22 protein-coding genes and 2 tRNA genes are annotated in these 22,778 nt (G+C 38.9%); 15 read left to right on the top strand and 9 right to left on the bottom strand.

The genetic code is table 11. The features are described 5' to 3' along the window. Positions 1 to 42 precede the first annotated feature (42 nt). The 5 genes from QQK06_RS14240 to QQK06_RS14220 all read right to left on the bottom strand — a co-directional run bounded on the left by QQK06_RS14240 (position 43) and on the right by QQK06_RS14220 (position 5,457). Positions 43 to 837, bottom strand: coding sequence for a trypsin-like serine protease (locus tag QQK06_RS14240; protein ID WP_284245403.1), 795 nt, complete (start codon positions 835 to 837; stop codon positions 43 to 45). 75 nt (positions 838 to 912) lie between these two features. Beyond that, entirely contained in the window at positions 913 to 2,118 is a 1,206-nt protein-coding gene (locus QQK06_RS14235) for an ABC transporter permease (protein ID WP_284245402.1), read from the bottom strand. A gap of 9 nt (positions 2,119 to 2,127) precedes the next feature. Then, positions 2,128 to 3,441 carry an ABC transporter permease gene (locus QQK06_RS14230; RefSeq protein ID WP_284245401.1) on the bottom strand — a complete coding sequence of 438 codons (1,314 nt, stop codon included), beginning with the start codon at positions 3,439 to 3,441 and terminating at the stop codon, positions 2,128 to 2,130. A gap of 17 nt (positions 3,442 to 3,458) precedes the next feature. After that, positions 3,459 to 4,172, bottom strand: a complete 714-nt coding sequence (locus tag QQK06_RS14225) for an ABC transporter ATP-binding protein (protein ID WP_284245400.1) — start codon at positions 4,170 to 4,172, stop codon at positions 3,459 to 3,461. Between the two features lie 22 nt (positions 4,173 to 4,194). Beyond that, positions 4,195 to 5,457, bottom strand: a complete 1,263-nt coding sequence (locus QQK06_RS14220; protein ID WP_284245399.1) for an efflux RND transporter periplasmic adaptor subunit — start codon at positions 5,455 to 5,457, stop codon at positions 4,195 to 4,197. Positions 5,458 to 5,714: 257 nt separating this feature from the next. On the opposite strand from QQK06_RS14220, the gene QQK06_RS14215 reads away from it, so the two are divergent. From QQK06_RS14215 to QQK06_RS14200, 4 genes are all read left to right on the top strand, one after another. Continuing rightward, on the top strand, positions 5,715 to 5,987 hold the full coding sequence (locus tag QQK06_RS14215; RefSeq protein WP_284245397.1) for an oxidative damage protection protein: 273 nt from the start codon (positions 5,715 to 5,717) through the stop codon (positions 5,985 to 5,987). Continuing rightward, positions 5,987 to 6,271 carry a TMEM165/GDT1 family protein gene (locus QQK06_RS14210; protein ID WP_284245396.1) on the top strand — a complete coding sequence of 95 codons (285 nt, stop codon included), beginning with the start codon at positions 5,987 to 5,989 and terminating at the stop codon, positions 6,269 to 6,271. The genes QQK06_RS14215 and QQK06_RS14210 overlap by 1 nt, the downstream gene beginning before the upstream one ends. Positions 6,272 to 6,429: 158 nt before the next feature. Beyond that, positions 6,430 to 6,505 (top strand) — tRNA-Phe (locus QQK06_RS14205). 98 nt (positions 6,506 to 6,603) lie between these two features. After that, positions 6,604 to 6,679 (top strand) — tRNA-Thr (locus QQK06_RS14200). Positions 6,680 to 6,827: 148 nt separating this feature from the next. Here the strand turns inward: QQK06_RS14200 and QQK06_RS14195 are convergent. Continuing rightward, positions 6,828 to 7,484, bottom strand: coding sequence for a tyrosine-type recombinase/integrase (locus QQK06_RS14195; protein ID WP_284245395.1), 657 nt, complete (start codon positions 7,482 to 7,484; stop codon positions 6,828 to 6,830). 63 nt (positions 7,485 to 7,547) lie between these two features. On the opposite strand from QQK06_RS14195, the gene QQK06_RS14190 reads away from it, so the two are divergent. The 5 genes from QQK06_RS14190 (at position 7,548) to QQK06_RS14170 (ending at position 12,886) form a co-directional block, all read left to right on the top strand. Beyond that, positions 7,548 to 8,674 (top strand): IS3 family transposase gene (locus QQK06_RS14190; protein ID WP_284245095.1). Its coding sequence is split into 2 segments (ribosomal slippage): positions 7,548 to 7,773 and positions 7,773 to 8,674, totalling 1,128 coding nucleotides; the frame shifts between segments, so codons are not numbered across the junction. A gap of 468 nt (positions 8,675 to 9,142) precedes the next feature. Continuing rightward, positions 9,143 to 9,340, top strand: a complete 198-nt coding sequence (locus QQK06_RS14185) for a hypothetical protein (RefSeq protein ID WP_284245393.1) — start codon at positions 9,143 to 9,145, stop codon at positions 9,338 to 9,340. Between the two features lie 63 nt (positions 9,341 to 9,403). After that, the gene (locus QQK06_RS14180; RefSeq protein WP_284245392.1) at positions 9,404 to 11,332 is read left to right on the top strand and encodes a hypothetical protein; all 1,929 of its coding nucleotides are present in this window, start codon (positions 9,404 to 9,406) and stop codon (positions 11,330 to 11,332) included. Positions 11,333 to 11,336: 4 nt separating this feature from the next. Then, positions 11,337 to 12,005 carry a hypothetical protein gene (locus QQK06_RS14175; RefSeq protein ID WP_284245390.1) on the top strand — a complete coding sequence of 223 codons (669 nt, stop codon included), beginning with the start codon at positions 11,337 to 11,339 and terminating at the stop codon, positions 12,003 to 12,005. Continuing rightward, positions 12,002 to 12,886, top strand: a complete 885-nt coding sequence (locus QQK06_RS14170) for an SIR2 family protein (protein WP_284245389.1) — start codon at positions 12,002 to 12,004, stop codon at positions 12,884 to 12,886. The genes QQK06_RS14175 and QQK06_RS14170 overlap by 4 nt, the downstream gene beginning before the upstream one ends. Positions 12,887 to 14,053: 1,167 nt before the next feature. Here QQK06_RS14170 and QQK06_RS14165 read toward each other — a convergent pair. Then, positions 14,054 to 14,686 (bottom strand): PEP-CTERM sorting domain-containing protein, encoded by a 633-nt coding sequence (locus QQK06_RS14165; protein ID WP_284245388.1) that lies wholly within the window; start codon positions 14,684 to 14,686, stop codon positions 14,054 to 14,056. An 872-nt stretch (positions 14,687 to 15,558) separates the two neighbouring features. Here QQK06_RS14165 and QQK06_RS14160 point away from each other — a divergent pair. Continuing rightward, entirely contained in the window at positions 15,559 to 16,527 is a 969-nt protein-coding gene (locus QQK06_RS14160; protein ID WP_284246629.1) for a dihydrodipicolinate synthase family protein, read from the top strand. Between the two features lie 444 nt (positions 16,528 to 16,971). Here the strand turns inward: QQK06_RS14160 and QQK06_RS14155 are convergent, their stop codons facing one another. Together QQK06_RS14155 and QQK06_RS14150 are read right to left on the bottom strand one after the other, a co-directional pair. After that, positions 16,972 to 19,515 carry a chemotaxis protein CheB gene (locus QQK06_RS14155; protein WP_284245387.1) on the bottom strand — a complete coding sequence of 848 codons (2,544 nt, stop codon included), beginning with the start codon at positions 19,513 to 19,515 and terminating at the stop codon, positions 16,972 to 16,974. Positions 19,516 to 19,569: 54 nt separating this feature from the next. After that, a complete protein-coding gene (locus QQK06_RS14150; RefSeq protein ID WP_284245386.1) occupies positions 19,570 to 20,184 on the bottom strand; it encodes a PAS domain-containing protein in 615 nt (204 codons plus the stop codon). Between QQK06_RS14150 and QQK06_RS14145 the strand changes: the two genes are divergently transcribed. The 5 genes from QQK06_RS14145 (at position 20,183) to QQK06_RS14125 (ending at position 22,714) form a co-directional block, all read left to right on the top strand. Next, entirely contained in the window at positions 20,183 to 20,320 is a 138-nt protein-coding gene (locus QQK06_RS14145; RefSeq protein ID WP_284245385.1) for a hypothetical protein, read from the top strand. The two genes, QQK06_RS14150 and QQK06_RS14145, sit on opposite strands and share 2 nt — an antisense overlap. 170 nt (positions 20,321 to 20,490) lie before the next feature. Further along, the gene (locus QQK06_RS14140; protein WP_284245384.1) at positions 20,491 to 20,787 is read left to right on the top strand and encodes a CsbD family protein; all 297 of its coding nucleotides are present in this window, start codon (positions 20,491 to 20,493) and stop codon (positions 20,785 to 20,787) included. Positions 20,788 to 21,073: 286 nt separating this feature from the next. Next, positions 21,074 to 21,289, top strand: coding sequence for a hypothetical protein (locus QQK06_RS14135; protein WP_284245383.1), 216 nt, complete (start codon positions 21,074 to 21,076; stop codon positions 21,287 to 21,289). A gap of 131 nt (positions 21,290 to 21,420) precedes the next feature. Further along, a complete protein-coding gene (locus QQK06_RS14130; RefSeq protein ID WP_284245382.1) occupies positions 21,421 to 21,960 on the top strand; it encodes a hypothetical protein in 540 nt (179 codons plus the stop codon). A 16-nt stretch (positions 21,961 to 21,976) separates the two neighbouring features. Further along, entirely contained in the window at positions 21,977 to 22,714 is a 738-nt protein-coding gene (locus tag QQK06_RS14125) for a diguanylate cyclase domain-containing protein (RefSeq protein WP_284245381.1), read from the top strand. The last annotated feature ends 64 nt before the right edge of the window (positions 22,715 to 22,778 follow it).

The following is a 22,778-nucleotide window of genomic DNA, read 5'->3' as shown; positions in this document are numbered from 1 at the left end:
AAATTCATCAAATAGACTATCAAATTCAGTAGCTTATTAATATTAATTTGTCTTGATTATCTGAGATATCCAATCAAGATAACTGGAAACTCGCACCTGATAGCTCTTATTACCATATTGACCAGCGACAAACTCTTCAAGTGGCCCTTCAACATAATCCCAGGCAAACATGCCAGCTAGATAAGTACGATGATCTTTTTTGACAACCACTGGCCCCCCGCTATCACCAGAACCATCGATACCTTCAAGTAACGTTGCCTGCTCATTTTGATCAAAAGTGATCGACAGCCATTGCGCTTTCACTTCATCAATTTTATTTGTCAGCTTACGTAGCACCTGCTGTTTTTTACTTTCATAAATAGCCCCGTTTAAACCATTACCTGTTGCTCCCCGGCCATAGGCCATCACCTCTTGGCCTAACTCATCGTTAGAAGGATAAAGAGCAATTGGCGTAACGTCGTTAACCGGCGTTGCTAATTTTACTAATGCAATGTCTTGGTTAGCATATTGAAAGTCCATCACCATCTTTGTACCTTTTGCCAAAACCGTTTTATCCAGCTTACGGTATTCTGGGTGAATGATGACTGACTCAATCGCATATTCTTTATCACCTATGGTGAGATATTTTCCTTTGTAGTCATAGAAGATCACATGAGCAACCGTCAACACCCAGTTAGGTGCAATAAGTGTTCCCTGCCCTTCATGCGGCATATAAACCAAATACGGTGGCTTTTTCTCCACTAAATATTGTTCTGGCGATACATCATGGCGAATTACGATTGCAGTACTTGAATAACTAATGACCATTAGCAGAACTGTGACTAATAACCGATACATGCTTTTCCCTTTATAAATAAAATTGCGCTAACTCGTTAGCGTTAGCGCATGACTGAAATGACCATTAATCCTTTGCTAAACAGAACGTGTCGCAATAGCAGGAGAAATCATTGATGCCTTACGAGCAGGCCAAAATACCGCAAATTCAATCACCAGAATAATGCCTGTTAACGTAGCCACAATATAATCAAACGATAAGGATTCAGATGAAAAGTAGGTCATTAAGTAATTATTTAATACTAATGCCAGTATGATACCTATCACAATTCCTATGCCTGCTATCAAAGCGCTTTCGATCATAAAGTATCGCTGAATTTCAAGTCGACTCGCTCCCAGTGCCCGTCTGGTCCCTATTTGTTTTTGGCGACGATTGACGTTAAAAATGGTCATACCGGCAATCCCTAATGCCGTAATAAAGATGAGTACAGCAATGATCACCATCAACATATTAGTCATTAACCTATCTTGTTGATAACTGGATTTTTTTTGCTCTTCTAACGATGCGACCGGCATGATAACGCGTCGATTTTCCAACTTAAGCATAATATCTTCAATCTGATGCCTGATTTCATTTGCCATACCGGCTTCAACGTGCACCGCAAAACGCTTAAAATTACTCGGCATGATCATAGGCACAAAAACGTTATTCTCAACATTATCTGAATGCAACCAGGAGCCTTGCATTTGATCAACAATACCAATAATTTCAATCGGCTTACCTAGGTTATAAATAGTTTTTCCTAATGCATCTTCATTTGCAAACATAGTGTCAGCAAACGCTTGCGTCACTATTGCAGCATCAGGGGTTACCATACCATCACGCAAATAAACTACGTCATTAGCGGTAAAGTTACGGCCACGACTCACTGCAACCCCTAGCCCAGACAGCAGATGTTCACCGCCATGGAATACACCAGCTCCTACTTGTAAGGCACCATCTTCTTGCGCTTGATTTAAAAAGCTCCATGAATCACCACTGCCAGACAGTGGAATTTGATTAATAGCGACCGCATCTATCACGCCCGGTAATTTTCTTAGTTCCTGTTCATCCAGTAATAACTGATCAGTAATTTCGACTTCAGGATCAAAAAAGTAAAGATTAAATGACAGCACTTGCGCTTCTTTTATGCCAGTATCACGCTGCATATCAGAAATCCGCTGTTCAATAATGAAAGCAGCGTTACTGACAATAGCTAAGGTCAATGCAATCTGCATGATGATCAAAACAATACTGTTCTTATTACGCATCATGGCGTTAAAAATTGGAGAAATATTTAACATGATGACCTCCTATTGAGTTTTCAAATAAATAGATGGCAAGGTGGTACACACCCGCCATGCTGGATAAATACCTGCTAAAACAGTGGCACTAATAGCAATCACGGGAGCCGCTATCAACATGGTTAAATCCATCGAGGCAACAAAGTCAAAACCATCGAAATTACTTTTTAATAACGACAGGCCCAACACGGCAAACAAAAGGCCTACGATGCCACCGATTAACCCTAACAAGCCGACTTCAACTAAATGTTGAGCGAATACTTGCCCTCGACTCGCGCCTAACGCTCGACGCACGCCAACACTAGGTGCTGAACGTAAAAACTTTGCTAGTAACAAACCTATACTGTTAACCAAACAAACAGCTAAAAACATAAAGCTAACCGCAACCAGTACATAACTATCGTCACTCACAACCTTGTTATAATCTAACCATTGTTCAACATTTCTTAACACGCCTCTTGCATCTTCGCGTTCAAAGCGTGCTAGCTTCTTTTGTTCAGCAACATACCCCATTAAGAATTGTTGAAAATTTTCTTTCTCTTGGGCGCTTGGTAACTCTACCCAATATTGCAGCCATAAGTTTTCAGATTCACGCTTTTCGTCATAGCTAGTAATTCTTTCACTTTTCCAGCCGTTGTTATTCCCCCATGAAGGCAGCTCGTGAACACTAGAAAGTATCCAAGGAATAAACACCTGCTCAGCATCTTGGAACCCCCCATTGTTTAAATCATAAAATTTAGGTTTAGGTTGCCAGTTCTCTATTATGCCTACTATTTGATATTGCTTATTATCCAATAAGATTTCTTTACCTACATTGTTGCCACCACCAAACAATTTTTGGTTAAGCTTATCGTCAATGACCACTTGAAGTGTCGGGTTTTCATCAACGGTTTTATTCCAAGCACTGCCATAAAGAAACTTAATATTAAACATTGAGAAGAAATGCCTGTTTGTTACCCGAGCTGTTTGTAAAATCGGCGTAAATTCAGGTTTGAGACTACGTACTGAAAAACCAGTTTTAAACATAGGCGTATGCCTAAGCTCAGGCATTGCTCGTGTTAAGTTGCGTGCATCTTGATAAGTGATCTGTACCGGCACATTATCATGAGTCGACCATGTGGTGGTTTTACCACTTGCCTGCAACTGCAACGCATAAAGCTGTGTCGACTTTTCAGGGATTGGGTTGGTATTAGTCATATAAAACAGAGTTAAAGCCGTCATTGAAATGCCAATACCACATGCAATCGCCAATACCATAAGCAAAGTAGTGATAGGTGTTCGTTTTAAACTTTTAACCGCTAACTGCAAATAATAGTTAAACATATCGATTTCCCCGCCTATTAAGCTATTGCTTCCTGCTCATTTAACACAGCACCGCCCTGATACATTTTAAAATCGCATAACTGACCATCAACAATTTGAATATTACGTTGGGCACGACGTGCAAGTTCCGCATCATGGGTCACCATCACTATGGTCGTACCTTGCTTATTGATGTTTTCCAATAGTTCCATTACTTGTTTAGCCATTAAACTGTCTAAATTACCCGTCGGTTCATCTGCTAATAAAAACTTAGGTTCACCCGCCAAGGCACGAGCTATTGCAACCCTTTGCTGCTGCCCGCCAGATAATTGCGAAGGTAAATGTTTCATTCGTGATGCCAAACCGACCATTTCTAAAGCCTGCTCGATTTTTTGTTTGCGCTCTTTGCTACTAAAACCGCGATAACGCAGCGGCACATCAACATTTTCATAAAGATTTAAATCAGGAATTAAGTTAAATCCTTGGAAGATAAAGCCAATTTTTTCATTTCTTAACCGAGACAATTCGCGATCCGATAATCCAACTATGCTTTGACCATCGAGTTGATAATCACCAGAAGAAATAGATTCTAACAAGCCGGCGATATTCAAAAAGGTCGTTTTTCCTGAACCAGAAGGGCCTGTCACCGCGACAAATTCACCTTCTTTTACCAACAAATCAAAATCACGTAATGCATGGGTTTGTACTAAGTCGGTTTGATAAACCTTATTAATTGCTGACATTTTTAACATGTGTATTTCCTTTTATAATTTATTAGTAAAGTAAGACGCGATCTTTATTGTCAAAGACATCCAGGCTAGAAATAACCAAAGTATCGCCCTCTTTAACCCCGTTTAATATTTCAATATGACTCATACTAGTCGCACCGCTTTGTAGGGCGATTCGCTGAGCGACGCCATCTTTTATCTGATACCCCACCTTGCCTGCACCACTTTGGTAAAACTGGCCTCGGCGCACCATCAATACATCGTCTTTTTGTTCTAAAATAATGCGTGCACTGACTCTTTGATTTTGTCTCAGCGCGGTACCTTCATCTGTTGGCATGCGCACACGTGTAGTCACCTTGTTATTAATCACTTCCGGTGAGATAGAAGAAAGCTGCCCAACTAACTGCTTACCTGCAACACTAATTTCAACCAACATCCCCAAACCTAACTCGTCTGCGTACGACTCAGGTACTTGCAGTTCAGCTTCATAGGCTGACAGGTCAACTATCATCATTAATGATTGATTAGTTCCCACTTTGGCTTTTTGCTCAACCAACCAGTTACCGACAATACCCGCTACAGGTGATAACACAGTTAATTCATCCACTTTGCGTTGTAATTCAGCTAATACCTGTTGCTGTGCTTTAAGCTCTAACTCTTTATTTTCTACTTCAAAGGCTAAGGTATCTTTCGATAAGAATGCTTCTTGCTCAGCGTGATGTGTACGTAACTTAGCTTTCGCTAAATCATCTTGTGCCTGTTCAAAGTCAATCTGACTGATTAATTGACGAGCTATCGAAGTATCTGCACGACGTGCTTCACGTTCAGCAGCAGCTAAATCAACCTTGGCAAGTTCAAGCTTTTGCTGTAACTCCAACTGCTTACGACGAGCAGAAAGTTTCTCACGATTAAATGCTGAGGTTAGCTGCTGCACTAAGGTTTTTTGCTGACTTAACCGCGCCATTAATTGCGGGCTGGCAATTAACGCAACTTCTTGCCCAGCCTTAACCATGTCACCCGGTTTAACTGACATAGTTACCAAGCCTTCTTCTGGGCTATAGATAACTGGCGCGTTTGCCGCAACAATTTTCCCCGTAGAAACGATATCTCTTAATAACTCACCTCGCTCTACAGTTGCTAGTTTCAACTGTTCTTTAGCAACACTAACGTCATTAGTCAGCCAACTATCAATTGCACGCCATCCAACGACTGCTAGTAACACTATCACTGCTAGCCACATCAGCGTTTTAACTGTTAAGCCTTTTTTCTGAGTCATCACACTATCTTGTTGACTGGTATCTCTGATCATCTAAATTTCCTTTACCGACAAGTTACCCTGAACGAGCAGCTAGCATGCCAAACAAGCAAAGCATTGAAAAATATATGATTTTATAAAAAGACATAGATTTAAAAGTGTCCGCGGACACTCTAAAAAAGTCAATCAAACTAACGATTCGGACAGTGGACACTCACCAACATCTAGTAAGGTGATAAAACTTAATTAATATAGAAAGAGTATGTTAAAATCGCCGCCAATAGCACAAACCCAATAGTGAGACTGACTTTATGAGCCGTATAGTATTTTGCCAAAAACTCCAAAAAGAAGCGGAAGGATTAAAATTTCAACTTTATCCAGGAGAAGTAGGAAAACGTATTTTCGACAATATTAGCCAGGAAGCCTGGAGTGATTGGCAAAAAAAGCAAACTATGCTGATCAATGAACATAAAATGAATATGATGAATCCTGATGACCGAGCTATTTTAGAAAAATCCATGGTTGATTACCTGTTTAATAATATCGAACCAAAAATCGAAGGTTACGTTCCGGAAAATAAATAATGTTGTTATCGATTGACTGGCGAATATTTTTTACCATATTCGCCACTGTATTCCTTGCCGAACTCGGCGATAAAACCCAACTGGCAACCATGTTATTTGCCACCGATAAAGACGTTAGCAAGTGGACAGTATTTTTTGCCGCCTCCGCCGCGTTAATCGTTGCCAGTGCCATTGGTGTGTTAGTTGGCAGTTTTTTAGCCGAATATATAAATGGAAAAATATTATCTTATCTTGCCGGTTCAGGTTTTATTTTAATTGGCCTGTACACTTTATATACGGCCTAGCCACTAATTTAAGAGAATTCGCGCTATAAAGCAGCAATGAGCCGAAAAAAACGGCAAACAAATATTTTTTTAAAAAAAAGTGTTGACCTTGATAACGAAAAACAGTTTAATACGCCCCGTCTTCAGGACAAGCCCAACAAGGCCAAATCTGTAAGATTGCCCAGATAGCTCAGTCGGTAGAGCAGAGGATTGAAAATCCTCGTGTCCCTGGTTCGATTCCGGGTCTGGGCACCATTATTTTGAGTTAGTGTTTATGTTGCTCAACAAAACATTAATTCGGTGCCAAGGTAAACATTCAATAGAATACATTTACCGCACACAAAGCTTTGTGTGCCGACTTAGCTCAGTTGGTAGAGCAACTGACTTGTAATCAGTAGGTCGCCAGTTCGACTCCGGCAGTCGGCACCATTTACAAAGAGCCTCAGCAATGCTGGGGCTTTTTTCTTTCCTACAAAACGCACTGTTTCCTACAAAAATCCGCTATATTCTCAATAATATTCCCTAGCGAATTAAATCTTTAATCCTTTAAAGATCTTTTCAGATAATGCCTACATTATTATTTTTTTTCAATATTTTGTTCATTGTCTGAGTCATCATAAGGCGATAACGGCTTAACCTTGCTGTACCCTCTTCTGTAAACTTTTTTCGTCGTAGAAATGTTTTTATGGCCTAATAACTCAAACGCTTGCACTAAAGATTCACATTGAGTTGCTGCTTTAGCTCTTAGGTCGCGTTCTTGAAACCTTTCTTTTAAATCACCTGATGATATAGCCTTGTCCATATATCGTCTCCACATGGTCTCGAACCCTCCCTCTGTGTAGGGTTTATTTAGTCGACTCATAAAAAAGTGCCATTTAAACTTTCTGGCTCCTCGAGATGTGTAACCATTTAATTGTTTGATACCGTTTACAATATCAGACAAGTGTTGAGTTGATTCAAAATTGATTCTAACTGACGTTTTGGAAGTACCAACTCTCAACCCTTCTAAAGCATTCCAATGAGTGTTATCAAGGCGTAGCATATCTCTCTGGCGTAATCCTGTAGCTAACTTAAGTTGGATGTATAAATTTAGCCACTCAGGAACGTGTTTTAAAAATGCAGCAACTTCTTCATCCGTAACTAACCTGTCTCTTGGCTTTTCAGGATTCTTCTTTATACCTGCCTTTAGAAATGGCTGCTCCTCAATAATTCCCCAATTAAATGCAGCAGTCATATGATCTTCCCCTAACACTGTAGACATCTTTTATTTGGAAAATGAAGTATGATGAGAGATGTTATGAGTAATAATAAATATCCCCAAGAATTTAAAGACGAAGCTGTTCGCCAAGTGGTTGATAAAGGCTATTCTGTGCCCGATGTTGCCAAGCGATTAGGCATTTCCGATAAGTCCCTGTATTACTGGGTCAAGAAAACTAAAGTACCAGCCAAGAAGTCAGCAGAGCAGGAAGAAATCCGCAAGCTAAAAGCTGAGTTAAAACGCGTGACTGAAGAGCGGAATATATTAAAGGAAGCCGCCGCGTTCTTTGCAAGCGAGTCAAGGAAAGATACGCGTTCATAAAATCACGACTCGAAGTCTACCGCGTCAAAGCAATGTGTCAGGCATTAAATGTTCACCGTAGTGGCTTCTATGCTTGGCTCAAACAACCACTATCTAAACGTGAGCAAGAGAACCAGAGGCTGCTTGAGCGCATCAAGGCAAGCTATGTTGAGAGTGGTGGTGTTTATGGCAGTCCACGTATTACGCATGAATTACGCCGTAAGGGAGAAACGTGCGGTGAAAACCGTGTAGCTCGTCTAATGAAGCAAGCCAAGCTAAAAGCTAATATTGGATATAAAAGGCGATACTTCAAGTCAACTGTGCCCGCATTAATAGCAGACAATCACCTTCAACAACAGTTTGTTGTTAGTGAGCCAGATACGGCTTGGGTAGCCGATATTACCTATATCAAAACCTATGAAGGCTGGCTGTACCTTGCTGTAGTACTTGATTTATTCTCGCGAAAAATCATTGGTTGGTCGATGCAACCGAACATGAGTAAAGATATAGTGATCAAAGCACTATTAATGGCTGTTTGGCGCAGGAACCCAAAACATGAAGTAATAGTTCACAGCGACCAAGGCAGCCAATACGCGAGCTGTGATTACCGTGAATTCTTAACGGCAAACAACCTAGTACCGAGTATGAGTCGCCGAGGACATTGCTTAGATAATGCGGTAGCAGAAAGCTTTTTTCACTCACTTAAAACTGAGCGTGTTAAACGAAAAGTGTACGAGACTCGTAATGATGCTAGAGCAGATTTGTTTGATTACATTGAAATGTTCTACAATCGTAAGCGATTACATAGCCACCTTGGCCATGTGTCTCCCGAAGAGTATGAAAATCAGTATTTAACTGGAAGCTAGAAGTCTACAAAATTGGGGGAAGATCATACTTCGCAATTAACAATTCTTACACACAGCAATGATAGTTTGCCTATATTGATGCATAACCTTATCTTTTAATATTTTAATAAGCTCCACACGAATAACTCTTTCCGAATCTAATTAATAACAGGTGTCAGTTGTGATATACGATAAAAGATAGGCGGAGTATTGAGAATTCATAGATGAATCAGAGCCAATACTTCATTTACTTTTAACAAGTTTTTTAAAAAATAGAAAATCTTTATTGATCCTTTCTATGCCTAGTACTAGTCTTTAGTGCGCGAGACGAAAATTACTTTCCAAAAAACCTTTAATAGTGATATGCATAAGGTATCGGCAAAGCATTGCTATTGAAATGCATATATTTTAAACAATCTTTGACATTGGATAATTTATCATTATAATTTTCATCCCAAATTAATTTTTAAAAGTCTAGGGAATCAAAAAATGGTAACGAAGCAATTTCTAATTCGCTCTGCTCAGCTAATGAGTAGCTTAGGTGAATTGCGCCCAGGTTTTTTAGATGCTGACTCTTCTAACTTTGAAGGCGCTCCCGCCAATATAAGAAGTAATAATGAGAAAATTTCAGAGAAAGTAAAATATAAAGTGAACTCTGAAACCAAACTTATCGAACGGATCCAATAAACTCTTTTCTAATTAATGGTTTAGTGATATAAAAAGAGTATCGCTCTAAGAAACTCTTTTTATATGGAAATATCTAAACACAAAGGTTATCTCTCTTTAGAATACTCCTCATCAGATACTTGCTATAAGTTTTCATACTCAAACTCACTCGAAGATAAATTACAAAACTGGAAATCTAGCACTAGAATTTCTCCGGTATGGCCAGTATCTTATAATGATTCAAATAACCTCCCTGCAAGTTTAGGTGATTCAACTTATTTTGTTTTCCTCGGTGCTTATGATCCTGTACTACTAAATGCGACCCTACAACTAGATGCAAAAGAAGTCCAGCATTGGATATCTTTAGGCATGATGAATAACGTACTCCATTTTAATGACAAAAATCTATTTACAGAGTTGCTTCAATGGTGTGAACAAAATTTAGTTAATGTTGAAGCTTGGGAACGCGTTGCAAATAATGACATTCTTAGGACATCTGTAACATATAGCAAATCTAACCAATCAACTGAAAATTGGAGGGTACGCTTAACACAAATGTTATCGAAGGCTAAATCCCCGGGTATTCAGCTAGCACTCTCAGAATTTTGCCCTTTATTAGCTTCAACAATATCAAGATTAGAGTTAAACGATAAACGACTGTATGAAGAATATGTAAAGTTAATCGATTACGTAGAGTTAGTTTTAGAAACCGATGAACAGCTAGTAGAGAATAGAACAATATCAAGCTCCGTCATAAATACACTTAATGCTGGTCTGTCTCGGTTTTCATCACAAACACTGTCAGGAATTTCTCCAATATCCAGCACAGAAAGCCATTTTTGGATTCACTCATTACTTGGCATTGGCGTAGCAAGTTTAGGATTAAGTAACCTGGTTTCCTTTATTTCAAAACGCCTAGGTGAATCATATATTCCTGATAAATTCTTACATTTGAATAATAAGTCAGATGACATTCCTGACTTGATGGCTCTTCATTCCACTGACCCTTTTTGGGAACAGGACTACTTGGGAATCTCGTTAAATAATGTTACTTCAGATGACCTAGCTCCCGATATAGCATTTTTCAGCGGTAGGGATGGATTTAAAGCACATTTAACAAATATTAGCGTTCCTCTCACAAGCGTTTTTTCCAGTAGTTCTGAAAAATGGACATTGCTAACAATTACTCACGAAATTAGTCATAAAATACTAAAAGCCGTACTTTCTTTAATTTTTCCTATTGAAGATATTGGCTCTGGCGGAATTACTAAGAAGGAAGCAAAATCTCTTTATGAAGATAGGAAATATAATTCTTGGTTAGATTCAATAAGGGTTTGGCTTTGGTCATCGATAATAGATATTAGTGCTGCTAATAAGATTTCTCAAGGACACTTGGACCGTAATGAAAATATCGAACTTGTGATAGATTTACTAGATAGTATTGATGAGTGGTATGGTGAAGTAGAGGAAATAATAGTCCATGTATTTGACTTTTTATACTTTTATCGAGGCCAAGAAAGCAAATATATAAAAGAAATCTGGATGACTTGGAGTGTAATTCCTAATATATCAAACAGGGTTCCAGAATATGTTGTAAGAACTACTTGTGCAATATTATCTAGCCATCTTCATAGGGGAATAGCTTCCATCGATAGCTCCATAGAAATAGTTAAGTCTCACTTAGAAAGAATGTTAATTTCAAGTCCTCAAACACCATATTTAACAGACGCTATTGATTTTATAAAAAATGATAGAGAGCAATTAAAACAACTAGTTGATTCAAGAAAAACGCTAGTTCGGTTTACCAAAACGTTTTTACATTCTGAATCAGTGATGTCTGAACTATGGGCAGAGTCTTCTTCTGCACAAGACAAAGTAGCTCCTCACAGAAAGCTTACTCATTATACTATTGATAATCCGCTCGTGTTTTTAGATAGACACTCTGACAGAAAAATTGTATGTGAAGCAGAATCGGCTTGGATTTTTTATAACTTAGCATTTAGCTTAAGGTAACAGTATGAGCAACTTCTCAGGCTATATTTTAAACATTAATGCTCCAAACCCACCAGATATGCTTGGGTATTTGGCTGGTCTGCCAGGTATGCGAAACCCAAAGAAAATTGGGGATACTAATTGGTGCTTTCTTGTATACACTTCGTCCAAAGCGATTTTAGAGGACGACGAAGTTAGCGAATCAGGGCTTTATGAATATAGGATCTTAGCTAGATGGGGTGGCGAAAGCTTTATTTTTGCAGCCCAGTCCAAAGATATATCAGATATTTTAATTCACAAATTGTTAGGTAAGAGTAATCTCTCCATTTTTAAACAAGGAATAAACATTGACTCTTTTGTCCGCCAAATAATGGAAGAACCAAATCATTATTCATTTAAGTATTTACATGTAAAATGTTTTGCATGGGGTACTAGTTTGAATTCAATGTCACTATTCGGGGAAGATATAACGGCTTCCAATCTACTAAGAGAAAACTCTAAATTATTTAACTTTACAACTTGTGGAGTGTCCGAAATTACTTCTTCAAAAGAAACAGTACGCATAGGTACCAAAGGCACTTTAAGCTTAACTTTAGGAAGCATTCAACGAGAAAAAGAAACTCAACTTACTACCATTGATAAAATTTTAAGATATTTAAAAATCAATGAACTCTACACGGATAAGCTATCATGAATATGCAACTAGCAATCAACTGGGAAGATAATGATAAAGTTATTAACCATATAGCTCAGCACCTAAAGCGCTCACGTATAACTTTAGTTGTTGGAGCTGGAATATCAAAAGACTTTAAGTTACCCGACTGGGGGGCACTTTTAGACGCCCTTTGGTCAGGGGATACCCCTCCTGAAGGCTATGACACTTTACCAGCTAAAAAACAAGCAACCATTCTTTTTTCTAAAAAATTTAATAGCTCTCAAGAGAATTTAAAAAAAGCAGTTAAACATGCTTTATATAAAAACGCTAAAACTAATTTTATTGAGTTGCATGAGAATCTTCTATTGAGTTCCATAGCATCATTAGTTATGTCATCCAGTAGAGGTTCGGCATCAAATGTAATTAATTTCAATTATGACAACCTGCTAGAGATTTATTTATCTTACTTTGGTTTCACTTGTGATTCAGTATCAAATCCAGTTACTTGGGAATCAAATAAAGACGTCAAAATATATCATCCGCACGGATTTTTACCTTTCAACGATAAAAATGACTCTTCTGAAATTGTTCTAGATACTAGCAGCTTTAATGAAGTCGCTAATAGTAATTGGGAAAGCAAGTTATTTACGTTAATGTCTAGTACTTTCTCTGTATTTATTGGTGTTTCTGGAGATGACGATCATTTAGAGCAATATTTAGAACGCTGTAAAAAAGAACATATAGCTATAAAAGAAAACCTTCCATATTGGGGTGTTTGGTTTACAACGAAAAAATTGGATAATGCCGTGAGCATGCTTTGGAAAGAGCAAAAAATATTACCTTTTAAACTTGATAGTTACGATGACTTACCTGATACCTTGTTTAAAATTTGTCAACAAGCAGCTCAAATTTCAAAATAACAGTTTACACTGGACAATTAAAAACAACTGATTATTAAGAGGTTAGCCTGTCTTTCCGCTGCGCTCCAAGACAGGCTCGCCCTCCTTATGTTGAATCACATTTCAACTAGGATGGTTCGCCTTGCTCTCCACTATTGGTAAGAATCTGCTAAATTCTCTGCCCCCTCTACGCGCTGGAGAGACACATCTTAAGCTGCTGAACTTGCTTTAGCTCCCATCTGTTGATCGAGCTGCCTCGCCAGTTTTAAGTGTTGGCCGTTGTTGGTTCCCCGTTTCCACTAATTGCAAATTCCCTTGTATTGCGAATACAAAGAGCAATTGATGCGCGTCGCACGCTGGATCGTATGTAAAGTTTCCCCGTTCGATCCCACACTAGGAACTATTCACCAACATACTCTCAAATCCAATGTGAATAGTTACGGCGACAAACACCGCTCTGCCTAGTGCATTTGAGGACTAGCTGGAAAGCCAAGAGAATTTATTGAAGGACTTTTACTTGACAAAGGGATGCCCCTCAGCAAAAATGAGGCTGATTAAACAATCTGACCGCGCCACACGAACAGATTTGTAAGTCTCTTAAAAATTTAGGTAGGCTTTCCACGAGACCGAGCTTTGCTCGGTTTTCTCGTTTCTAGCCCTTTAAAAATTTATACATTAATGAAATGTCTCCGTTTTTGTTTAAAAACGGATGTTTTGTAGGATGTGTTTAAGAAAACTATTTATTTAGAAACAAATAGTTAAGTGGTCATTATAGGTAAGACTTGTAATCAGTAGGTCGCCAGTTCGACTCCGGCAGTCGGCACCATTTATTCCGAAAGGAAGAAACGAAACCTTAGCAGTAATGTTAAGGTTTTTTTTCGTCTGAATTTTTACGACACATTCTGCGTTGAATCAATTTTTCAGAAAAACTTACTTTTCCATTTTGAACATTTAGTCCCGAATAATCATATTCGTTATAACACCTAAATGCAGTGCTAATACTTTATTTACGTTTGATACAGTAAATGGGAAAACTGGCTAAATAAATTGTTTTGTGCTTTAAAAATTTATTTCAGATTAGTTGTTATTGAAGTTATAGATGCAGATGGAGGAATAACTAATTACCAGAAACAAAAAAACACCAATCATTACAATTGATGTTTTCTAAAATAGAACAACTTAAAATTATTAAGATTGTTTCTTAAATCGACGTGATGATAAACCAATCACTCCTAATGCAAAAATAGCAAGTGTAGATGGTTCGGGAACGTTCACAGAATTAAAATAGGCTTCATCAAAATAAATGCCGTCACCATTAGCCCCTGTATACTTAAACTGTACTTGAGTGAATAACGTATCTGATTTAAATCCAAAGAAATTTAATCCTGTATTCTGTGTTCCACTCAATACTTGCAAGGTATTTCCAGAATTATCAAAAAATGTTAAGACAGGAGAACCCTCTGTTGTTCCAAAATCACTAATATTTATACCGAATACATTTATTGCATCAGCAAAAGAAAAGAAAATTGAATCTCCATCATCTGCACCATAACGCACTTCAGAAACTCCATCAGTAGGGAAAAGCGAACTTATTCCATTAAAAGACCCATATGAAGTATTATCAGTCGAAACGGTAATCTGTCCTGCCACTAAAGGAAGCTCTAAACCGGAAGCTGATTCAAAGCTTTCCATAGTTAAAGATAAGTTGTCAGTTAAAAAATCAGATTCATTCGTCCAAACTGTAATTAATCCTGCATTGGCTAAATTACTTACAGTGAGAAATAAGCCAACTAAAGCAGTTTTCAAAAATATAAATTTCATTTGATATTCCTTTAATTTATTTTGGTAGGTAATAGTTGAAAAAGTAATTTATTAACCTTTGCAAAGCATTAACGCAACAGTCATGCCAAGCACAAATTATCAAACAATTTCAATACAATGAAAATTTAAGTAATTTGGAATTAAGTTACACTGTAAAATAACTTGACATCAACCAACTTACCCACCTATTAGAAAATATTAACAAAACCAAGTAAGTTATAAATTGCCTATGATATTACGGTTAGATGATTGAATTTAACTATCAAATAGTAAAAAACATCTAAATAAATTAGTTTAAATCACCTAAAGCATGTATTTCAGCAGTGTAACTGATTAAAACTCAGAGATGCCAATTATTGTATTTCAATGCCGAAAGACCATCTCATAGCAGAAAAATAAGCGAGTATCCACCACCTAGAAACTGACTTGTAATCAGTAGGTCGCCAGTTCGACTCCGGCAGTCGGCACCATTTATAACGAAGCCTCAGCATTTATGTTGAGGCTTTTTTATTTCCAAAAAACGTACTTTTCCGATAAAACGCCTCAATTTGATAAGGCATTTAGTTCGAGCGACTAATTAAGTTAGTCACTTTAAATACGGATGAGACGCATGTGTTGCTGCCCCCTTTCTTTTCTTTTCTTTTCTTTTCTTTTCTTCTTTAGTTTAAAATAAATCACATTAAATAAGCAGATAAAAAGACTTCAATTGTTTTATGGCCTAACAACGGTGTTGCATGGAGTTGGTAGACGTATTGACCACGGCTCTGAATTTAGAAAAAGCCAATAAACCTTCGTCTTTGTCATAGATAGTTTAACTGACACAAATAGCATGGTATAATGTATACAATACTATTTAAACAAGAGAAAATATGATGGAAATGAATAACACAGACTGGCGATATACGGTTATGCCTGCCGTGTTTACATGGCTAAAAGAGTCAGAATCCGGTGCCCTTGAAATTGACCTTGAAGTAACAAAAAAATACGCTGCAGATATTTTAAAAGTTCAAGGAAAAGGCGGAACCCGAATGGGTGGGCTTGTCGGCTCTGGTACTCTAGGTGAGAATAGCTACCTAAGCTCTGAACAGCGTCTTTCTTTACTTAACGCCCTTTCAGATGTTGCTAAAGAATTCAATGTGCCATTAATTAGTGGAGCGGCTGCAGAAACTAAAGAAGAGCTTGCCAAAATCGTCAAAGAACTAGCGACGGTTGGCGTGGATACAGTTATGGTCATGCCGCCAAAAACTAAGGAAGCTCCTTCTGATGAAGAAATGTATGCGTATTATGAGCTTTCAGCAACAGCGGCAAAAGAAGCAGGCGTTACAATTATGCCTTATAACAACCCTGATGCAGCTGGATATCATGCACTTTCAACAGATCTTCTAAAAAGACTTGCTGCTTTACCTGAAGTAATCGCACTTAAAATATCGACGACAGATGTTTCAATTATTGAAACGCTAATGTTAGAGAACAAAGATTTAAAAATTTTGGCCGGTGTTGACACAGTCACTGTACATGCAGGACTTGCTGGAGCATGCGGTGGAATTACAGGTGTAGGTTGTATATTCCCAAAAGCCAGTGTAACTATGCAGGAGTATGTTAATAATGGAGAATGGGCCGAGGCAAATAAAATTTCTCAGGCTATGAATTCCATTTCATATCTTGATGCTCAGCCGTTACTTTTAGAATACCTTAAGTTTGCTTTTGGGATTCACCATAATGATGCTGATGGAGGGCTTCGTACCCTTGGTCAGAAGTTAACTCAACAGCAAATTGATGATGTTCGCGCAAGATATACTCTAGCAAAAGAAAGACTTGAACGTCTGGATTTAATAGACTGATCTTGTCACATAGAGAGCGAGTAACCACTAGGGCTATTTTTATATTGCTAGCCATAAGTTAGGTGTTTGTGCCGCTTGAATAGTAGTTTGATGCTGCCCAAGTAGATAACTTGTCACCACTAGGTCGCCAGTTCGACTCCGGCAGTCGACACCATTCCCTCTTTTGAAGACAAGCAGCCTCAGCATTTATGTTGAGGCTTTTTTATTTCCTATAAAATGCACTTTCCCGATAAAACTCCTCAATTTGATAAGGCATTAAGTTCAAGTACTGATTACATTAACCCCTTTAAATGCGGATGAGACACATGTGTCACGGCCCCCCTTTTCTTGTTAAATTAATGGGGCTGCCCTGTTGTCGTCATTCATCAGGTAAAAAATAAAGTCTAATAATCATTACTGATCGGGATAAGCAAGACACGGCAAAGTCAAAGTTTATTACGTAAGCTACTTTTTCGTCTTACTAATATCAACCATGGTGATGACGACACCATCAATCATGTTATCTAATCGTCGATAAGGCATAATTCGTATCGAATACCAACGACCATCGTCGGTGGGAATTTCTTTCTCTGAAAACACCAAAGTACGTAATGCTTCACTTGCATCGTCATTCAGTTCAGGGTAGATCAGGCAAGAAGTTAGGTCGCTAAGTGGCCGGCCAACATCACTTTCTCTTAAGCTAATAATTTTCGCTGCCCGCTCGGTAAAACGCCTGACATTGAGTTTTTGATCGAGAAATAATATCGCAATCTCAATACTATTGAGAATATTTTGCATATCACTTTGTGCAAGCGCCAGATCATCAAGCTTGGTTTGCAGCTCGTTATTGATCGTTTGTAATTCTTCGTTCATTGACTGCATCTCTTCTTTGGATGTAGTCAGTTCCTCGTTAGTCGATTGCAGTTCTTCGTTGGTTGATTGCAACTCTTCGTTAGACGATTGTAGTTCTTCTTTAGACGCTCTCGCTTCTTCGCGTAACGTTTCTATTTCAAGGCGATATTGTTGCAGCTGAGCCTCATGTGCCAAGTCCAAATCGGGCTTGTTTTTTCGTTTGTGTTTATTTGCTGTGTCAACATCGTGAAATACCACCATGATCAACTCTTTCAGCGCTTTAGGCTCCTGAAATGCTTGTATAGTGATATCAACCAAATAGTCGAACTCTTCAAACTGTACTGACAGCCCATTTAAATGAATCGGTTCACTTTGTGTCATCGCCTGTTTTAAGCCTAAATAAAGCGGTGCGCGCAAGCTTTCTCGGATCATCGCATGAAAATTCCAATTTGCTTTACCTGCCGCCGGTTCAAGGTACTTGCCAGTACGTCCACTGATATAAACAATATCGCCTAATTGGTTAACAACAACCGCTGCCGGTGCATAGACTTGTAACAAAACATGGTCAGCCGCAGACTGTAGGCTATTAACAGGTTGTTCAGGCTTACGTGGTGAAGGCACAGAAAACTCCTTAGTGGCATAGGTAAGAGGTGGAAATGAACTCAACATAAATTCAGAACTGCGAATAGGCACATTATCGCGGCGATCAAATAACTTAAACTTTGAAGCGATCGCGCTAAATAAATAATTAAATGAGCCAATGGTTTCTGATGATCCCAATAGCATCATACCACCAGGCCGCAAACTATAATGAAACAATGGCAATAATTTACTTTGTAATTTTGTATTAAAATAGATCATTAAATTACGACAAACAATAAGATCCAACTTGGTAAAGGGCGGATCAATAATCACATCCTGTTGGGCAAACAGCACCATATCCCGAATACTTTGCTTAATTTGGTAATAGTCGTCATGTCGATCGAAATAACGTGTTAAATAAGTCTGAGGGATATGATCCGTGATTGACAGCGGATAGCGACCTCGACGTGCCGTCGCTATTGCATCAGGGCTCAGATCTGAAGCAAAAATTTGAACACTGAACGCTTTGGGGTTGGCGATTTGCCGTATCACTTCAGTAAAAATGATCGCTAGTGAATACGCTTCTTCACCGGTAGAGCAGCCGATACACCAAGCCCTAAAGGTATGCGGCTTGGTTCGCCGGGTTAACAGTGTTGGCAGAGCACTGTCTTTTAAATAATCCCATACCGCTTGATCGCGAAAAAACTGAGTGACACCAATCAACAATTCTTTGAATAACAGCTCTATTTCCTGAGCATTATGCTTGAGAAAATTCACATAGGCGTGCAATGAATCGATGTTATGAATGATCATTCGCCGTTCAATACGACGATGCAAGGTGCTGGTTTTATAAAGCGAAAAGTCATGTCCTGTTTTTTGATGCATCAACTTAGTAATGGCTTGTAAAGGTGCATTCGACAAAGAAGATGTTTTTTTTGACGGCTTTATTAGTGTGCTACCTTTCTCCGTCTCTTGCTTGGTATACGCAATAATACGGTCTAATAGTTCATCTGCGGGTGTGACAATATCTACGTAACCTGCCGATATAGCACTTATGGGCATGGAGTCAAATTCTGCGGTTTCAGGCGTTTGAGCCAAGGTTAAACCGCCTACTGCCTTTATCGCCTCTAAACCAGCGCTACCGTCTGAGCCCATACCCGATAACACCACGCCAATGGCTCGCTCGCCCTGAGTTATCGCCAATGAAGAAAAAAGTACGTCGATCGGCAGTCGCATCCCGCGAGGTTCGGCGGGTTTCGCTAAATGCAAACAATTGTGCTGCACCGTGAGTTCCTTGTTTGGCGGGATCACATACACATGATCTGCACGAATTTTCATGCCTTGTCGTGCTTCTTTGACCGGCATTGCCGTTTTTCGTTGCAATAGCTCCGGCAGCATACCTTTATGGACAGGATCGAGATGTTGCACAACAATATAGGCTAAAGAGGTATTTTCTAAGGTATTTTTCAGAAATAGTTCGAGCGCAGACAAGCCACCAGCCGATGCACCAATACCGACAATACGAACATTGTCATCGGTACCAGAAGTCATACCGTCTGTTGCCGGTAAATTCATTTAAATCGCCTTAAAACATTGAAATAGGGTATATTAACACAAGCCGCGAACACCTTAAGCAATAGCTGAAACACCTTCAAACAACACCATCTGGACTGATGCGCCATCAAGACCAAGGTTGGCAACCATCAGCATGGGTTGCATGCCTCGCTGTTGGCAATTTACTATCAACTCACACTGCACCCGCACCGCGCCTTCAAGCAATGTTTGTAACTGTTGTTGTAACTGTGGTTTAGCTTGGATATCAACTAAGTTAACAATAGAAAAATCATCCAACGCTAACTGATCAATACCCAGTAAGTCGGCTGCCGCTTTATTGCCTTCAATGATCTGACCGCTAAGCGATGTCACTAAATAAGCTGCAGGAGCGAGAGCAAACAGTGATCGATAGTACGTGACTATTTTGTTTAACTCTTGCTCATTCGTTTCAAGTTGCTTGAACTGTAAATCTAACTCCACTTGATGTACCTGAAATTCATGCAAGAGTTTAAGTGCATCGCTACTCCCTTCTGGCGAACTGGCAATTTGATAGAGAAATGCCAATACATCAGGGCTTAAGGGAGAACTCATTGATGACTGGATGCTATTGCCTTTTAACAATTGCTCGGCTCTAAGGCGCAACTGTTTAGGTACAGCTAAGCGAGCATCGGGTGAGAAAGGAGCTGACATGATATTTTCCTCTGTTATTCCTAAGTCACAAACATCAAGCTTAGGAAGTTTAGCAAAGCGTGCTCAACTGGATAATTTAAGTATATCGACATTAGGCGCTTTTGTCTTTGAGTTCAAAAAGATAGCGCTTGCGTAGCTCTGTTTGTTTATTTCACCAACGTTTCAACCTCTCGACAATACTAGCATAGCGCAAAAATTTCCATGGCTAAGCTCGCTAGCGCACAGAGTAATCGATCCGTATTGCCTATTCTAGCCACATGATTGATGCACATTTCCGTGCTTCACATTAGTGCAAAGGAAAACACCATGACTAAGAATTACGAAAACAAATCAACACCACGCTCACCCAGTTCAATGACCCAAGTAGCCAAAACGGCATCACCTGAAACGCAAATTAAACAGGAGGCTAAAAACATTGCTGTTTGGTCAAAAAAACAGGTAAACGCTGCAAAAGATTTATGGAAAAAACTAACTGAAGAGGAATTAGTCAAAACGGCCGGTAATAAAAAGAAATTGGCTGACATGATAGAAACTCGCTATGCAATCACTCACGATGCTGCCGATAAACAGGTAAATGGCTTCTTTACCAAGCACCACATCTAACATTTACACCTCATCTAATATTTAAGGGCGGCAGGTTAAGCAGACATCGTTTATCTTGACGCTTTTTCCTTCAAATAGGCTACCGATATCACCGTCGCAAATGAATGAACTAACATCAAAAATCAATCATTACTCATTGATCGCACTTTTTTAAACAATATTTCAAAAAAAAACAGCGCTATGCTAGCTAGCGTACAGAAGTCTCTTACCATTTTTGAGACTTTAGTGTCTTAGCAAAGTAAATAATGTTCATTTACCAGCGCGTTTAAATCTTAAAGGAAATACCATGAACAAAAATTACGAGAAAAAGACAACAACACCCTATTTCGCTCAACATGCAGCGAAAAGTTCTACTATTTGCTCAACACCAAAAGAACAGGCAACAACTATGCTCCCAAGTGAAACTGGCTTTTCACTTATATACGATGCCGACGAACGGCAGGTAAATCGTTTCGTGGCGATGAACCAGCTCTACTGTTTCTTTACCAGAAACCAGAAGTAGCAACATTAAAAACAGCGCGTCAAGAAGCTTAGTATTACACGCTGATTTTCATCTTAAACAACCAGCGAACATCAAATAAATCTTCAACATAATCTGAGCAATAATGAGCAATAAAATGGAGGATAAGCTCAATGAAATATATCTTACATAAACCGTTACCTGCGATGGCAATGCATGCCTCAGTATTTACCGACAAGCGTCCCTATTCACATATGCTTACCAGTCCAACAGCTAGTATTTCTCGACGACGTAGGAATGCGGCAATTTATCATCAGCAAAAAAATCCGGTCAATATATCAACCCATTTAACCATAAGTCAGTGGCGTAACTTAATGGCAGCACTTAGGCCTTTGATCGGTGAAAGTGCTGCATTGGCGGTATTTCAACGGTGTTTATCGTTAAGTGCAACCGCATATTCTTGGTTATCGAGTGAACAATCGAGCATTGATCCGCTAGCAAACTTACAACACCAATTACTGACAAAACCGTGCACTATCACGGTAGCAGCGCAACAGACGTTATGGCATAACAGCTGCCTACTGCTGACTAAATTATTTGGCCAAAAGCTCACTCATCAACTGTTACAAAAATCAGCGACAGTTAAATTAATTGATAATAAAACTTTTACTAATCCCAATTTAGTAAATAACAGCTTAACGACCAGTCATTAAGTAAAGTGCCACGCTGATGTCCGATCAAACTCAAAAAAATGCGCTACAAAACGATTCAGTACAATTAAAACGTCAGATAAAAAAACTGACGGCAGAAAATAAAAAATTACGTGCTGAGCAAAAAAATATTAAGCAGTTAGTGGATAAAAATGAAGCACTGCTAGAGCAACTTAGAGAAGTTAACCAACAATTGGTTTTTTCAACATTAAACGCTTTTGCTGAAAAAGATATGGCAAACCTTAAATATGATGAACTTGAGCAACATAGCCAACGAGATGGGCTTACTGGCTTAGCCAATCGAGCATTTATGCTGGAATGCATCAGCCTTGCAGTCAATGCGACCAAGCGACATAACAAAAATTTTGCCTTGTTGTTTATCGATCTCGACCAATTTAAACCCGTCAATGATAACTTAGGTCATGCCATGGGCGACAAAATTCTAAAAGACGTTGCAAATCGCTTAAGCGCTGTGATGCGTGAAAGTGATACGCTAAGTCGCTATGGGGGTGATGAATTTATCGCCTTACTCAATGAAATATCTTGCCTTGATGATGTTGAAAAAGTGGCGAAAAAAATGATCACTGTATTAGCTCAGCCTAGTGTGATGAATGAACATACTATCCCTTTGGCCGCCAGTATTGGTGTGGCAATCTATCCTCAAGATGGCACTGATGCTAAAACGCTTATTGAACATGCCGATCATGCCATGTATCACGTTAAAAAACGCGGTGGGAATGGTTTTACAACATCATGATTAATGATCCGTGTGCGATAACGTACCGACCCTTGCCATATTTGTTTTTATTATAGCTTAACCA

The sequence above is a fragment of the Thalassotalea insulae genome, assembly GCF_030161395.1.
In the GTDB taxonomy this organism is placed as follows: domain Bacteria; phylum Pseudomonadota; class Gammaproteobacteria; order Enterobacterales; family Alteromonadaceae; genus Thalassotalea_E; species Thalassotalea_E insulae.
Note: the sequence above shows the minus strand (reverse complement) of the source record. Positions and strands in the feature narration are given on the sequence as shown.